This window comes from Arenicella sp. 4NH20-0111, from assembly GCF_040366405.1.
Taxonomy (GTDB): Bacteria; Pseudomonadota; Gammaproteobacteria; order Arenicellales; family Arenicellaceae; genus Arenicella.
In genome coordinates this window covers 211,934-226,536 of the sequence record NZ_BAABWF010000004.1, presented here as the reverse complement: position 1 = coordinate 226,536, position 14,603 = coordinate 211,934, and the positions used below count along the sequence as shown (strand labels likewise).

The window sequence follows — 14,603 nt, the reverse complement described above, 5'->3', positions numbered from 1 at the left end:
AGTTGGGCGTTTAATCGCTTCGTAGTGGTAAGTGGGAGAGGCGCGTGGAGGCTTCACATTTAGCAAGAACTACGTCTCAAGAATTGGGGTCAGAGTAAAATTACGATGTCGCCTGCGTTCAGCGATCTAGTCTAGTGCGACCAACCTGCTTTGCTCGTAAACGTCTACCCGACAAAGCCTCTATCTGATCAATAAAGGTATCGCTCCCCAAAGCCAAGCAAGAATTAGTGGCTTTACGCAGGTCAGCTAACAGCTTATTTGAGACATGTATTTTAAAAAGGTCTCGATAAGCTTGCTGCCTTTGCGATTCACTCTCACCCAGCTTCAAATACAGAGCGTGTGGTGTTCTCAAATCCGACACCTTACCCAATGTATTACACTGATAACTTGACCATTGATATTCGCTAGGTTCATTTACCATAAAAGCCCTAACAGGGTTCAGCTCGATATACCGATACACTTCAAGAAGGTAGCTTTCGCTATTAATTAAACATGACTTAAATCTCCCTTCTCACAAGGTTCCTGAACGGGCATAACTATAGTTGAAATATCGAACGTAAGAACGACCTAGCGACTGCATCATTTTGCTAACAGCATATTCTTTATTGGGAGTGCATAACAAATGTACATGATTACTCATTAATACCCAGGCATGGATATCAACATCAAACTTACGAGAATATTCCTTAAGCCAGACGATGTAAGCAGCCATATCATCTTCCCCACCAAAACAAACTTGACGGTTATTACCTCGCTGAATCCCATGCTGCGGCACCCCAACTGGTGCCACTCTACGTAATCTCGACATTACTACCTCCTTGTAGTGTTCCATCTATCGTTAGCATACCACAGCGATTAGCTCGTTAATTTTACTCTGACCCCGAATATTACTGACACCATCAATTTAACGACTAAGATCTTATACCAAGCCCTTGTTTCAGTGAAAAATTCGACTCTCCCCCCCCCTTTACTTTTGTGGGACACTCACCGGCTCTATTGGGATACAGGCACGCTCAATAAGGGCAACTAATAGCTCAAAGAGACTATTGAAATGGAGTGCCATCTATTTGATTGTTTAGAGGGGACTTACAATTTTGAGGTTTAGCATGAACAGGAAAATACCTTTGATCGGTTTTGTATCGACGATACTAGCGACCATTTCGTTGGTGATCGCATGCTTTGTTCGATTTCGGCCCGATGGAGAAATTCCCGACTGCGCATACTTTGTATTAGGCTTTTGGGTGATCGCGCCTCCCGTTTGGTTTTTATTTGAGTATTTTTATTGGCCGCCTAACGGTACGGGCGAAGTAGATAAAATTAAGCACTTACACGATCTGGCAAGGAATATCTGGGTAGCACTCGTCGTAATACTCGCTGCTATCATGGGCGTTAAATGGCCTATAACCCCTTAAGCGAGACTGATTCTGGCTTGTTATTTAGCGTTTATTACCGGACCGTTTTTCTAATTACCTCTGCAACGTGCGAACAACAGGGTCGTAAGAAACCATTTATTCGCCCCCTTTACGATCCAGAGAACACAATGGGCTTTACCGGTTGCTCGCACGATAAAGGTCTTGACTTACTTCTACCCATAAAACCAAGCCAGCTCGCTCGAGGTATCGCCCTGCTCGAATCTGATCGCGCCTTGACCTAAGATGATGAAGCCATAATTCAAGTCTATTATGAGCCGACTACGGCGCATTATTAGAATCACAGCAAATCACACCTGTTGTAATTCTCTTCTTAGCTCTAGTCCATATTTGTTATCGGCGATCACGCTCGTTCTGTGTTAGGTTTAAGGATTAAATCGCAAAGGCTAAAGGAACTAAGCAGCGCCAAGATACACTGTAAACGTTCTGAATAGATTTCTATCGAGTGGGGTTGGAAGAAACATTATGAGCAGCAATAGAAACGTTGGTAAGTTAGTCGTATGCAGTGTCATGGTAAAGCCCGTGCGCGAACTGATGACGGATACGATTCGAACTTGGTTCGACCAAATAGTGCGTGTTCCCGTCCACACTTTCTTAGTCGAAGAATCAAAAATCCCATTAAACCCTAGCAGCATTGATGGCTATTGGTATTGCGCAGGAGACTTCTGCAACATAGATGAAGCTGGCGTCTACCAATTCATTGACACTGCAGACATCTCTTATGCTAGGTGCTTAGTCGCTCCAAACATTAGGGACAGCGACCCAAACCGTCCTAAGTTGGTAATTGAAGGCACCTATGGAGTTAACTATGTTTGCCACAACATAACAAACAGAGTGCTTTACGCCACAAAAGCTAAGAGCACATTGGGTACGATTGGAATTCCCAATACGGGTTATGCGGCGGTTGTAAAAAGTGCCCTAGGCGTTTACGGGCAAAACCAAGTTGAATGGGAGCGGAGAAAAAAGCGTTGTTCGCCCGGAGAAAGCAACGAGAACCACTCTTATGCATCCTCGCCTAATGCTGGTGAATCAGAGGTTCGGAATAGAGAAGTCAGTAATATTCATTTGGTTGCCTCAGGAGGAGACACTGTCAAGGCGGCTAACGTCACTCATGCTTTGAGAGATGTTGACTCTCAATACCTACACTCAACAATCGAAGCAAACTCGCGCTTCACAGAGGGGTCCATATCCTTAGAGGCCTATAATCAAGAAATGGTTAACGCATGTGCAAAATTATTTTCACAGACGAAACAAACAATCGGGGTCGCGATGACAGAGCGAATATACCCAGGATGCAACTTAGAAATCGAATCACATGAAATCGACGCAACTGCAGAAACCGAAGAAAGGTACATGACGGCTGGCGGGTAGCGGGCTTAAATATGAGACATAGAAGAAAACCGATTTTGCCATGAGCATGTTGGCATCGCCTTATTACGGAGTATGAATCACCTCCGACTCAACGTAAATTGGAGAAAAATGGAGTTATCTATCGTTTTGGCCTTTGTTAAGGAAAGTTAGCACTTCCTACTGGTTATAGCCGCTTCAGTGTACGGAATCACTAATTGGATATTGAAGTACTATCAAATTCAAAAGCTTAAACTGGAGATTGAAGCTCTTACAAGCTAAGGCAATGCAATCGACTTGGCTTAAGCATTTATCTGATCTCGTTTTCTCTCAGCAAACAATAACTGAGACACTATATGTACGATTCTTTCAACATCTTAAATATCTTGCTTGTCATCATATCACCCCGGCTAAAGGCGTAATTAATCTTGGCTTTCTTGACGCGAATTCACGTGTTCAGGAAAATTTGATTTTTTAACGAACTAAGATCGATTAAATCACTCTACCCTTCTAGCACCTATGAAAAGAGAAATAGGGATAGAGCCAACCCAAACACGTGCATTGGCTTGAAAATGGGCCTGCCTGATTTGGCTTTACTTTGGTTTTCCCGCTAACGCGTCTAGATCTTTCAGTACTGACTCCGCTTGGTTGGTCAAACTGGAGTACGTTCGAATATCTCCATTACGTTGAGCCAGCATGGCTTTCTCAAGAAACTGTGAATGTTGTTTCTTAAGCTTGTCGGCTGGATTGGATTTAAAAATGGAAAACATGTCATGCCCGCTTGTGGATATATGGTCGCTCATCTTAACTGCCCTACGTGAAGGCACGTTACACAACCACACAACACACTAAGCTAACGAGCCCTAGGATAGAGTAGAACTCGATCAATGTGAATGAGCCCCTCGATGAACAGACTATTTTTAATCATTGCGCTTTGCATGACTTATTCCCACCCATACCGTGCTCAAGAAGCCAACCTTGAATATAACTTCGGCTCCAAAGGCTGTGGTGACTGCGGCTGGTTTGTGGTGGTGGACTGCGTGATGGGTGGATTATCTAGCGGGTTAATTAATGTAAATGATTCGGGGATTGTGATGCGCGGCGCTATATCACTGGAGAATAACGGCGGCTTTGCCTCCTTAAGAACACCCTTCGATACGCTTGACCTAAGTCAGTACAAAGAGCTTGTCATCCGATACGCTTCATCTGGTCAAGACTTCTCATTTACCTTAAATAATTACCGGCGCTTTTGGCAACCTAGATTTAAAGCAACGCTGCCTGTTACCGAAGGGGAATGGAAGACTGAAACCGTTACCTTCGAATCGTTTGCGCAGTATCGATTCGACGAGCAAATTGGAGGCGCGCCGTCGCAAACGGCACTACAAAAAATTCTTCGTCTGGGTCTGATATCAAGCGATAAAGTCGCGTCTGAATACATGATGCAGATTGACTTTATACGCTTTCAGTAGAGGACCAGCAGATTTACCTTAGATAGTCAGATTGCAAGCTTGGGCTGATCGTTTTAATGCACAAGAGGTAATTGAAACGCTCTCCTTTGTGTTCAGAGCCCATTAAATTCGACTCTGACCCGATTATTCATTGAGCTGTGCTTCAGCCTCTCTATATAATCGCCCCCTATCCGTTTGCTTTTAACCTGGTCCCAAAATGTCTGATAACGAAATTGTGTATTTTAATAGGTCTACCCAAAAAAAGGAGACTGAACTTGTATACGGTGACAGTGCGATTAAGTTTATTTACGACAATTGGCTTGGTCAAATCCTCGCACCAATAATAGCGTCTAAGCCCATTAGCCAACTGTATGGCGGCTATCAAGATTTGGCGGTGTCTAAAAGTAAAGTGCCGCCGTTTGTTGAAAAGTTTAATATCGACTTATCAATTTACAAGGCCGGGTCTGTATCAAGCGAACAGAAAGAGAACTCTTACAAAACATTCAATGAGTTTTTTATCAGAGAGTTTGAAGCTGACCAAAGAACGTTCGTTGACGACGAAAACAAGATGCCTGCGTTTTGTGAAGCGCGCTATTTCGGCCATGAAGCAATCAACGATGATGTTAGCATTCCTGTCAAAGGCAAACTGCTTAATTCGAGAGACCTTCTCGGAGGGTCTGAGTGGTCCTCTACCTTTGAAGGCGGCCCACTTTTAGTCGCCAGGCTTTGCCCCGTAGATTACCACCGCTATCACTACCCTCTGTCAGGAACGACTCTGGATAGCTTCGACATCAAAGGTCAATATCACTCGGTTAACCCGCTCGCATTAAAGTCGAAGCCTGAAATCTTCATCATAAACGAACGAAGAGCGTCGATTCTTGAAACTGAAAATTTCGGCAAGCTCGCTTACATAGAGGTGGGCGCCGCCATGGTTGGAAAAATCATTCAACATCATGACGAAACTACACCACACGAACAAGGTGATGAAAAAGGTCACTTTTTATTCGGCGGTTCAACGGTAATTCTACTGGGTGAGAAAGGCAGGTGGAGCCCGTCTGAAGACATACTAAGCAATACCCAAGATGGCATTGAAACCTATCTGCACTTGGGAGAAGAAGTCGCCCTATTGGATGATAAATAGATCATTTTAGAATCTGGCATGACCTCAACGGCTTCAGCTTGATCCTAGCACTTGTGTTATCGCGCTTTTTCCATAAGGATAATGCTCATTGACACCACGCTAAAACTTATTGTAAATGCCCTTGCCTCTCCGAAAAATTGTAAGTCGACTGCCAAACCCGGTTCAGGTGGCGATTAGGCGCTTGTTTCAAAAAACGCGTTTATTAACGTCTTTGTTTTATAGAGGCAATGCAAGGTCTTGCTCGGTCTGTGATTTTAGAGCGCGTAAATTCCTTGATGCGGGTGCAATTACCAGAAAAGGAGCCATGTGCCCTCGCTGCGGATCGTTAGAGCGACAACGCCTGTCATGCTTATTTTTGTCACAAAAAACCTCACTATTCAAAAAGCGCGATAAACATGCTTCAGCTGCCACTCCCAAACTCCTTCATGTTGGCCCCGAAGCCTGCCTTGAGGAACGTTTCAGGGCGTCTTTAGGCGAGGGTTACTTGAGCGCCGATTTACATAACCCAATAGCCATGACCTCTTTCGATGTATGTGAAATACCACATAAAGATCAGTCATTTGATGCAATCTATTGCAGCCATATTCTCGAACACGTTCAGGATGACGTTAAAGCAATGAGAGAGTTTCACCGAGTGTTAAAAACTGACGGGTGGGCTATTTTATTGGTTCCTATTAGCGCCAAGAAAACCATCGAAGACCCCACCATTACCGACCCTAAGGAACGCCTACGTTTGTATGGTCAAGAAGATCACGTTCGTCGGTATGGCCCAGACTATGTAGACAGGTTAAGAGGGGCCGGATTTAATGTAGGTACATTTAAGGTGAGCGACCTAGTAACCCATGATGAGGCCATTAAAATGGGGCTGGAAAAAACTCGCGGTAGAATAGTATTTTGTACCAAATAAGGCTTGGTTAGAGGTCATCAAGTAAAAGGTTTATTCGCCACAGATGGGCGTCTACCGATACTAAAGCTTAAGCGATTCAAACAATTCCGCTGGCTCATCCAACCATCCTATTCTATATATCTCTTGCTGTGCTAGTGATTTACTCACAACAACATACTAGACTGTTGGTAAGTAAAGGAGAAAAACATGGCTAAACCAATCATTAAGACATGGGGGCCAATCAAGCTCACCAAGACCTTGATTGACAAAACTGACGCTAGCTTGACGGCGCTAGATAAAGAAGAGTGCTTTAAGCTCATCACAATAGATTGCTTTCCACCACCAAAAGCCATTACACCCTATAAGCCACCTAAACGATTTACACCGACGATTCAGCTCAGCTCGCTTCAGAAAAGCGAGAAAGCCAGCCTAGCGAGAATCAAAGACTTGTTTGGAGGCACGCCGTCAACGCTAACCGGCATCCAAACTGCCATTGAGACAAAACTGGAATTAGACGCCAAGCTGGTGTCCTATTCCACTAAGAAACTCAGAGCCTTGAAACAAAAAGTCGCCTGTTTCACAAACGATGTTTACTTAAGAGTAAGGTACGAAATTTTCGAGATAAAAGTAAGTGCCATAAAAACAGTGACACTTGGGGCTGATCAATTTCCACCTGGAGACGAAATAGCCACCTATCGAATAAGAGAACTTAAAGAGTACCGATTTGAGTCACACCTTACCTGGAACAAAAAATGCTGTGAACGCGAACCGACGGAAACGCCCACCCCGCCGCCTACCGAGTACTTTACGGCATTGTCTGAAACACTAATCGAAGAAATAGTGGTTACGGGTAATCGATTAAAGCCCCCCCCTACCCCAAAGCCCGAAAAGAAACATCACGAGAGCTGGGAACTCGGCTTAAAACTCGGCTACGACACAGAAGACTGGGGGGTGGATTTAGACTGGCGTAAGGTTCTAGAGCAAGATTAAGCGCAAGGAGTTTCTAAACCAACCTAGCAAGCTGACTGCATTAACGATGGCAATATTCACTGATGCGGAAAAGTCTAAACGAGATTTAATACATTAATGAATCGAATCTAGATTCAGTCTGACAATAAGTGTCAGCTTTTGCCTACAACAGGCTCCGCTTCAAAACTAAAGTTCAATGCTAAATTACTGCACATCAAGATTTTTCTTGGACCTTTCTATGGTGTGCCCACCCTGCCATTTATAAATAATTCGACTAGGCCACTGTTTTTCAATTGATTCAATGAAAGCGGCTACTAATGACTGCCATTCATCTAACTCATTTGGGGAGTAGACCTAAATCGATACCCCTACGAGAGATGGAATCGGATGTTTGTAATCTTGTGAAGCGAGGCATCGGTATCAATTAGCTACTTAAATAGACGCTGGATTGCGCATTTCGGACTTAATAGGTTCAAGTATTAATATGATTGATTTGGCATAAGACCATCCTATGTCCCAATTTATTTCTAGCGCCGTTCTAGATATTTTTAATTATTCAACAAAAAGCTTATTCGAAAGTTATGGTCTTTAAATTCAACACGTTCTCCGTTTTTTATGAAGGGGCCATATATGTAGCCCTTTGCTGCCTCTAACGCAGCTTTATCAAACATCTTTCGCCTGCTCGAGTCAGTGATGCGAATATTTTTTGTTTTCCCAGAGACATCAATGTCCACTATGAGGTCTACCCATCCTTCCAGAAGTCTTTTTCTCGCACGATAAGGGTAATTAGGAGTAGGCCTATAAATTGGCAACGGAGGACCTTCCGAATTCCAAACGACGAGTTTATCATTTTTGTATCCGGCAAGGCCCTTGTCTATAAGTTCTTGGCGGAACGATTGTGCTCTTTCTTTCATCCCTAAATCATCATAGTACTGAGCAATTCTCAACTTGTATTTTATGGTCGGATTGAAGGCGTTCATTGAATCAACAAATGCCAAAGCTTCTTCTAGTTTATTTAGAGCTTTATAAGTTTTAATAAGAAAATAGACCCACCTACTGTCTAGAAGTTGGTTGCTAGGAACCATATCCAGCCGAGCTAAAACAAATGAAAGGGCCTTCTCATAGTTTTGCGAAGCAAAATACGTCTTCCCAACCAACAGTTCTTTGCTGAGCCTATCACTAGATAATGCAGACAAATATTCATCTGCATAGGCTGAAAACTCCGAATAATTCTCTTCGTTAAAATAGAAGTTAGCTAATGAGCGCAGTGTGTTGAGATAGAACGTTTCTGGAATGAAAGCTTTTCTCTCTAGAATTTTTTTGTGTTCTGAAACAGCACATTCTAGATCGTTATTGTAAGAGCAAATAAAGCTGCGAAAGTTTGCGATGTAGACCCGTTCAAGGTTATTTAATTTCGTTATACTCGCTAGTTTATCAAGTTGTATCGACGCAGTTTTATAGTCTTTACGATCAATGCTGTCACTAATTTGCTCAAAGGCCTTTATATTTTTGCGATGTATGGCCTTGTCTACTTTAGCTGCCCAAACTGCTTGATTTTTAAGGAATAAAGGCTCCACTAACGTAACAATCATTAATGCTGCCAGCAAAAAGCACTGATTCATGCATTTCATATTCTATCCAGCTTCTTTGTGAATTCGTTCGAGATAATACGACAATTTTGATAGTGACGAATGCCTCTTTTTGAGTATCCTAAAGCCATTGTTATATTTTATTGAATTCTGGTTTTCGAATTGTCACATTAAATACCAACAACGTCAGTCGGTACTTAGGTACTTAAAGATTAGTTTCTTCAATCCTTGTTCTAACGCGCCTCATTCTGAAACAACTAATTTCCGCACAATAAAGCCACCACCACGGTCATGATACAACAGATAAGGCTCTCTGCGCTTTAGCGCCTTTTACACGGCTTCGCGGGCTTCTTCATCTAATTGTTTTAACACGTTGATGAACGTTTCTTTGGGTTGCCCTCCAGAAACCATGTATTTGTTGTTGAAGATAAACGCTGGAACCGAGCTTATGCCCTGTTGTTGTGAAAGAGCTTGATCTGCCCTCACCTCTTTTTCATATAGATTTGAACCCAACACGCTCTTCGCTGACTCAGCATCTAACCCAACGGCCGCGACCACGTCTAACAGCTGGGCTTCGTCGCTTGGGTTACCGCCTTGCTGAAAAAACAAATCAAAAAGTGCCAACTTTAATTCAGTTTGCAAACCAAATTCAGCTGCCCAATGGATGAGACGGTGCGCATTGAAGGTATTGTAGACGCGCCCATTTTTCGGGAACTTAAACTCATACCCCTCAGCCAAACCACGATCTTGTATGGCTTGCCTATTCGCGGCCATCTGTTCTTCTGTGCCGCCGTATTTCTGCTGGAGGTGTTCGGCTCGGTCCTGCCCCTCTAACGCCATAGTTGGGTTTAATTCAAACGGCCTCCAATGCAAATCGACAGTGTTGCTGGCACCTGACTCATCTATTGCCGCCTGCAAGGATTTATACCCGATGATGCACCAAGGGCATGAAACATCTGACACAATTTGAATGGAGATACTATTTTTCATGATTATCTGGGTCGAGTTGATGATAAAAAGGTGCACTGGCTTACGCGGCCGACTTGCTCCCCACAGTATTTTGGGGCAAGAACCCACTATTCAAGGCACGACATCTAGAGCACACGAGAATATGGTCATTCTAATCGGCGCCCTCACGTCGGTAAAATGTTAAGTCAAAACCGTAAAGACAAACAACTCAACCCGCCATCGAGTTTCTGAAATTCAGACATTTCCACAACACGAACTTGATAGCCAAGGGCTTGTATTTTTTCCACGGTACTATCAAAACCAGCAGGCACCAACACAGTACCGTTTATCCACACGCTGTTTGCTGAATAGGCATCGTCCATTGGAATTTCAAGTCGATTAAATTTATCAAACTCAACCTTGGAAACGAATTCTCCGCAGACCAGCAAATTATTATTTTCCAGAAAACTCAAACCCGTTTTTAGATGCAACATTTCGGACATCTCAACAACCGAACCTTGCATGCCGTTTTCTTCCAGGATTCGAATCATTTGATCAGCGCCGTCAGCATTAGTACGATCTGAGAGACCAATATAATAATGATTGCCAACCATCATAATATCACCTGCCTCAATCGTGTCTGGCGATTGGATCGTATACACCGCGTCGTAATGCGATTTCACCGCGGCCTCAATCAGCGCCACCTCACCCTGACGAGTTGTGGCTCCGGGGCGAGTTAAAATAGCGCAGTCTGGCGTCATTAACGCGGCGTCCTCAACAAAACAACTGTCTGGGTAGCTTTCTTCACTGGGCAGTACTAGGACGTTAAGTCCACATTCTTTCAACGCCTGAACGTAGTCGGCGTGCTGCTGACAAGCAAGTTCATAATTAGGAGCCCCTAAGCTAGCGGAGGTTAAGCCGTTAACCATGGAGCGAGCGGGCTTTCGAACAATCGCATTCTTAAACATGTAAATACTCATCACGGTGATGTGATTCTAGGTTAGTTATATAAAGACCAAGCACCAAACAACGCAAATGCCGAAAAAGCACTGGCCAGTAATGAATTAGCAAAGGTAACCGAATTAACAGCCACACCCTTTTCTCGATCAGCCCATTGTAGTTTCACGCTGGCTAAAGCGGCACCTAAATAAGCGATTAAAACTGAAAAAGTAGAGACTAAGATCATCAGCTCGAATGACTTTAGTAAACCTTTGTGTGCATTCGTCATGATTAGCAGTGTGGCCAATGTGCTAGAAAATAGGATGGCTCGCCTGCCAATGGTGCCCTCTTCAGCTCCTTTATTCGAGCTGTCTTCACTGCCGCCACTTCCCTCATCGCCCAACCAACGTGGAAACAAACGGTCGTTAGCGCCCGCAGAGGGCACCACGCCGGTTAAAAACACGCAGGCGTTCAACGCCCCACCAATTGAAATTAACGCCCCGACGGCGATAAACCAAGCGCCACTTGCTCCAAATATTGATTTAGCGGCGTCTGAGAATGGGTGCTGAGATGAGGCCAATTCATTCATCGGTAGTAGCGACATCACCCCAAGCAAGGAAATCACGTACACCGCGGTTGCGGTAAGCGTGCCCGCGAGCAAGGCGCGTGGAATAGTCTTTTTAGGATCTATCGTGTCTTCAGCTGGTATCGTCGCTGATTCGATGCCGATATAAGACCACATAATGAGCAGCAGAATACCGGAGATCATTGTCGGAAAAGACTCTTGCTTTGGATTGCCGTTTTCAATAGAACTGAAATCACCCAGCGCCAAACCACACACTCCGATTAGCAGCAATGGCAATATCTTTAAGATCGAGGTGACCAGTTGCACGATACTGGCTTCTTCCGTACCTCGCAGGCTTATAAGCGTGAATATCCATACCACAACGATGGCTGCCGCCGAGCTATACAACTGATTAGACTCCAGTACAGGCAGAAAAACCGCAAGATAGCCCGCAAAAGACAAGGCAATAGCCGCTACCGCCACTAAGACTGAAATCCAATAACCCCAAGCAACAATGATGGCCGCTTGCCTTCCAAACGCCTCTAGTACAAATGCCTGCGGACCACCCGCGCGAGGGTTTCTCGCCGACAAGTAACTAAGCGAAAAAACTAAACTTAATGCGCCAACCACTGCGACGGCCCAAGCGATAAAGCTGTTACCACCGTATGGGGCCAAAACCGCTGGAAGCGTGAAAATACCTGAACCGATCATCATTCCCACAACCAAGGACCACGATCGCCAAAAACCCAACGTCATACACTTTCCTGTTTCATTGTTTTAATCACTCTACAACGATCCGTTTAGGATCGACCCCATAGACACGTTCACTGAATATACATTCACTGCTTTACCGACCACTAGGTATCAACCGCGTGAGCTAAGTTAATGGCAACAAGAGCTTGCAATAGTGACCTAGGAAACTATGCCACGGCCGCGCTGATCCATGACTGTCTGCGTGATACAGCCCTACAATAGCATCCCAGTATGTGGTGTTAGGTCACAAACAGTCTAACTTTGGTTACAGATGTTTCGAAAGTCTCTCAGTAAGATCGGCTTTATTAGATCAATTCTCACGAGTTAAATACATTAAAACCACTATTACTGACAAATATGAAACATTACAGATCACTATTATCGTTTAGCACCGCATTACTACTTTCCACAACGCCAACGCATGTCCAAGCAAGCGATATTTCTGCGGGGCTCAACGTCGGGCTCTTTGGAACGGGCGCGTATGTTGCGGGCGACACAGGCTGGTCTTTCGGAGAAGAAGATAAAATACGCTGGAGAGCGTCTCTATCCAAAATAGACGAATCGGTTAAGAACGAACGGGTCTCGGATAACAAATACAGTGGAGATATTAAATCCACTGGCGGAAAAATTGGTTTAGATTGGTACCCTTTTACCAACCAATTTTTTGTCTCGGGTGGCGTCGCCTCCTTCGATCGTGAGTTTGATCTTAAAATCACGCCTCAAAAAGATTTCACAATCGGCAATCAACAAGTTGTCGTTGCTGACAAAGTCGGACTGAAAACAAAGCTAGACCACTCTTCAATTGCACCGTATGTAAGTATCGGCTTAGGTAATCGAAGTAAAATTGAGTCTGGCTTCGCGATATTTGGCGAAGTTGGCGTCATGTTCCCAACCGATGACGCAGACGTGAGTTTAAGTCTGACAGGCAACAATGGCATTGTTTCAAACGAAGACATTGCAATCGAAAGGCGGGATATAGAAGATGATCTAAACAAAGCACAACTCGTCGCTACGTTTGGCATCGGCTACCATTTCTAGCGATCAGTATTGTAACCTGAGCCTAGTTATACGATTTGGCGGGCCACATAAAGAACTTATGTGGCCTAATACTCCTATTCTTAAACAACTACTCAATATTCCCTTTCTCTATCAATCGTCCTAGGTATTTCGCCCACCACAAAGTATTTATCTAAATTAATCGCCACTATTCGAGACGCGGATCGTTTATCTGTTGGCGCGGCGATGTGCGGCCACACGGTGATTTGCTTGTGTTGCCAAAACGCATGACTTGGCTCTAAGGGTTCATGATCAAATACATCCAGTACCGCGTGATTGAGATGATCGCTATCAAGTAAGCCCAAAAGGTCTTGCTCTACGACTATCGGACCTCGTGCAAAGTTAATCACGCTCGCCCCTTTCGGCAAAACGCTCAGCTTTTTCGTATCAAGCAACCCGTGTGTTTCTTGGGTCAAGGGTAATAAAACGATCAAGATTTCTGACCGTCTTAAAACCTCCATCAATCCGTTCTGTCCATGAAAACATTCTACCTCTGGTGCATTATCCCCTTTTTCGCCCGAGCGAACCGAGCGGCTCCAGCCAAACACATTAAAATTCAAAGTCGCTAATTGATTGGCAACGCAGGCTCCTAACGCACCTAGCCCAAGCACGCCAACTGTGCGCTCGCTGGCCAACGCAACGGGTCTTTGACTCCATTCACCGACGATCTGTTGTCGACGATAAACCGGGATTTCCCTATGCAGATAGAACGTACTGGCGATCGCAGCTTCTACCATAGTTTGACTGAGTCGTTCATCGGTAAGTTTTACGATCTTGACACTCATGTCGAGTTCGCTTTTGACCAAATTTTCAACACCCGCCCACAAACTCTGCACCCATTTAAGGTTAGGAAGTTGATCTACTTCGGCAATCGAGGGGTTTGCCACGATCGCGACGGTAGACTCCGTTTTATCATGAGATGTGAGTTCCGCGAACGGTAGGATTCGATAATTCGGCATTGCCTGCCTCAATGAATTCAACCACTCGGTCTGAGTGTCATTGTCGCTATTGCTGATAAAGGGAATGATTTGTTTCATAGTTTAAAAATCTGATTCGAGTTCTGAACGCCTTTTAGCTCTATTGGATTACCGAAAGGGTCGAGGAAAAACATCGTACACTGTTGCCCGCTTTTACCGGTAAAGCGCTCAGTCGGTTTAATTACAAACTCAACGGACCGGCTGATTAGCTTGGTGGATACGGCTTCCCAAGTAGACATTGGCAATATGGCACCGAAGTGCGGCATCGGCACGGCAACGCCATCTACGAACCCAGTATACGCTGATGGAAAAGGCTGGCCGAGGTGTAACGAAAGTTGGTGTCCAAAAAAGTTGATATCGACCCAAGTCTCTGCACTGCGACCCTCAGCACAATTGAGTATTCTCAAATAAAAGTCTCGTGCCTCATCGAGGTTAGTCACGTTAAAAGCAAAATGAAATACAGGTAGCATATAAAAGAAATCGTAAATGAATTGAACGCTCAATTTATCAGCCATTCTTCAAATGATAAACTGTTGTTATATTGTTTCAAATCTA

At 44.3% G+C, this 14,603-nt stretch carries 15 protein-coding genes and 1 pseudogene; 8 read left to right on the top strand and 8 right to left on the bottom strand.

Annotation, left to right across the window (positions count from 1 at the left end):
• Positions 1-118 precede the first annotated feature (118 nt).
• A pseudogene (locus ABWW54_RS10890) lies at positions 119-808 on the bottom strand (transposase).
• A gap of 298 nt (positions 809-1,106) precedes the next feature.
• Between ABWW54_RS10890 and ABWW54_RS10885 the strand changes: the two are divergent.
• From ABWW54_RS10885 to ABWW54_RS10875, 3 genes are all read left to right on the top strand, one after another.
• On the top strand, positions 1,107-1,412 hold the full coding sequence (locus ABWW54_RS10885; protein ID WP_353412280.1) for a hypothetical protein: 306 nt from the start codon (positions 1,107-1,109) through the stop codon (positions 1,410-1,412).
• Positions 1,394-1,654: a hypothetical protein gene (locus ABWW54_RS10880; RefSeq protein WP_353412279.1), complete on the top strand. Its 261-nt coding sequence runs from the start codon at positions 1,394-1,396 to the stop codon at positions 1,652-1,654. Before ABWW54_RS10885 ends, ABWW54_RS10880 begins: the two co-directional genes overlap by 19 nt.
• 241 nt (positions 1,655-1,895) lie before the next feature.
• Entirely contained in the window at positions 1,896-2,801 is a 906-nt protein-coding gene (locus ABWW54_RS10875) for a hypothetical protein (RefSeq protein WP_353412278.1), read from the top strand.
• Between the two features lie 569 nt (positions 2,802-3,370).
• On the opposite strand, the gene ABWW54_RS10870 is transcribed toward ABWW54_RS10875, so the two are convergent.
• Positions 3,371-3,580, bottom strand: coding sequence for a DUF6435 family protein (locus ABWW54_RS10870; protein WP_502907801.1), 210 nt, complete (start codon positions 3,578-3,580; stop codon positions 3,371-3,373).
• A 102-nt stretch (positions 3,581-3,682) separates the two neighbouring features.
• Here ABWW54_RS10870 and ABWW54_RS10865 point away from each other — a divergent pair, with 102 nt between their 5' ends.
• The 4 genes from ABWW54_RS10865 (at position 3,683) to ABWW54_RS10850 (ending at position 7,242) form a co-directional block, all read left to right on the top strand.
• Positions 3,683-4,246 (top strand): CIA30 family protein, encoded by a 564-nt coding sequence (locus ABWW54_RS10865; RefSeq protein ID WP_353412277.1) that lies wholly within the window; start codon positions 3,683-3,685, stop codon positions 4,244-4,246.
• A gap of 196 nt (positions 4,247-4,442) precedes the next feature.
• Entirely contained in the window at positions 4,443-5,366 is a 924-nt protein-coding gene (locus ABWW54_RS10860) for a phosphatidylserine decarboxylase (protein ID WP_353412276.1), read from the top strand.
• Positions 5,367-5,721: 355 nt separating this feature from the next.
• A complete protein-coding gene (locus tag ABWW54_RS10855) occupies positions 5,722-6,273 on the top strand; it encodes a class I SAM-dependent methyltransferase (RefSeq protein ID WP_353412275.1) in 552 nt (183 codons plus the stop codon).
• 186 nt (positions 6,274-6,459) lie between these two features.
• Entirely contained in the window at positions 6,460-7,242 is a 783-nt protein-coding gene (locus ABWW54_RS10850) for a hypothetical protein (RefSeq protein WP_353412274.1), read from the top strand.
• A gap of 527 nt (positions 7,243-7,769) precedes the next feature.
• Here ABWW54_RS10850 and ABWW54_RS10845 read toward each other — a convergent pair.
• The 4 genes from ABWW54_RS10845 to ABWW54_RS10830 form a co-directional block, all read right to left on the bottom strand.
• Positions 7,770-8,852 (bottom strand): TonB family protein, encoded by a 1,083-nt coding sequence (locus ABWW54_RS10845; RefSeq protein ID WP_353412273.1) that lies wholly within the window; start codon positions 8,850-8,852, stop codon positions 7,770-7,772.
• A gap of 288 nt (positions 8,853-9,140) precedes the next feature.
• Positions 9,141-9,800, bottom strand: coding sequence for a DsbA family oxidoreductase (locus ABWW54_RS10840; protein WP_353412272.1), 660 nt, complete (start codon positions 9,798-9,800; stop codon positions 9,141-9,143).
• A gap of 164 nt (positions 9,801-9,964) precedes the next feature.
• Positions 9,965-10,726, bottom strand: coding sequence for a dimethylarginine dimethylaminohydrolase family protein (locus tag ABWW54_RS10835; RefSeq protein ID WP_353412271.1), 762 nt, complete (start codon positions 10,724-10,726; stop codon positions 9,965-9,967).
• 32 nt (positions 10,727-10,758) lie between these two features.
• Positions 10,759-12,018, bottom strand: a complete 1,260-nt coding sequence (locus tag ABWW54_RS10830; protein ID WP_353412270.1) for an APC family permease — start codon at positions 12,016-12,018, stop codon at positions 10,759-10,761.
• Positions 12,019-12,372: 354 nt separating this feature from the next.
• Here ABWW54_RS10830 and ABWW54_RS10825 point away from each other — a divergent pair, with 354 nt between their 5' ends.
• On the top strand, positions 12,373-13,053 hold the full coding sequence (locus tag ABWW54_RS10825) for a hypothetical protein (protein WP_353412269.1): 681 nt from the start codon (positions 12,373-12,375) through the stop codon (positions 13,051-13,053).
• 92 nt (positions 13,054-13,145) lie between these two features.
• Here the strand turns inward: ABWW54_RS10825 and ABWW54_RS10820 are convergent, their stop codons facing one another.
• A complete protein-coding gene (locus ABWW54_RS10820; RefSeq protein WP_353412268.1) occupies positions 13,146-14,108 on the bottom strand; it encodes a 2-hydroxyacid dehydrogenase in 963 nt (320 codons plus the stop codon).
• A complete protein-coding gene (locus ABWW54_RS10815; protein WP_353412267.1) occupies positions 14,105-14,563 on the bottom strand; it encodes a VOC family protein in 459 nt (152 codons plus the stop codon). The genes ABWW54_RS10820 and ABWW54_RS10815 overlap by 4 nt, the downstream gene beginning before the upstream one ends.
• Positions 14,564-14,603 lie beyond the last annotated feature (40 nt).

Coding starts and splice junctions, on each gene's coding strand:
- ABWW54_RS10865 (WP_353412277.1), top strand. CDS start 3,683: ATGAACAGACTATTTTTAATCATTGCGCTTTGCATGACTTATTCCCAC.
- ABWW54_RS10880 (WP_353412279.1), top strand. CDS start 1,394: ATGGCCTATAACCCCTTAAGCGAGACTGATTCTGGCTTGTTATTTAGC.
- ABWW54_RS10825 (WP_353412269.1), top strand. CDS start 12,373: ATGAAACATTACAGATCACTATTATCGTTTAGCACCGCATTACTACTT.
- ABWW54_RS10850 (WP_353412274.1), top strand. CDS start 6,460: ATGGCTAAACCAATCATTAAGACATGGGGGCCAATCAAGCTCACCAAG.
- ABWW54_RS10870 (WP_502907801.1), bottom strand. CDS start 3,580: ATGAGCGACCATATATCCACAAGCGGGCATGACATGTTTTCCATTTTT.
- ABWW54_RS10815 (WP_353412267.1), bottom strand. CDS start 14,563: ATGGCTGATAAATTGAGCGTTCAATTCATTTACGATTTCTTTTATATG.
- ABWW54_RS10860 (WP_353412276.1), top strand. CDS start 4,443: ATGTCTGATAACGAAATTGTGTATTTTAATAGGTCTACCCAAAAAAAG.
- ABWW54_RS10845 (WP_353412273.1), bottom strand. CDS start 8,852: ATGAAATGCATGAATCAGTGCTTTTTGCTGGCAGCATTAATGATTGTT.
- ABWW54_RS10840 (WP_353412272.1), bottom strand. CDS start 9,800: ATGAAAAATAGTATCTCCATTCAAATTGTGTCAGATGTTTCATGCCCT.
- ABWW54_RS10875 (WP_353412278.1), top strand. CDS start 1,896: ATGAGCAGCAATAGAAACGTTGGTAAGTTAGTCGTATGCAGTGTCATG.
- ABWW54_RS10885 (WP_353412280.1), top strand. CDS start 1,107: ATGAACAGGAAAATACCTTTGATCGGTTTTGTATCGACGATACTAGCG.
- ABWW54_RS10820 (WP_353412268.1), bottom strand. CDS start 14,108: ATGAAACAAATCATTCCCTTTATCAGCAATAGCGACAATGACACTCAG.
- ABWW54_RS10835 (WP_353412271.1), bottom strand. CDS start 10,726: ATGTTTAAGAATGCGATTGTTCGAAAGCCCGCTCGCTCCATGGTTAAC.
- ABWW54_RS10830 (WP_353412270.1), bottom strand. CDS start 12,018: ATGACGTTGGGTTTTTGGCGATCGTGGTCCTTGGTTGTGGGAATGATG.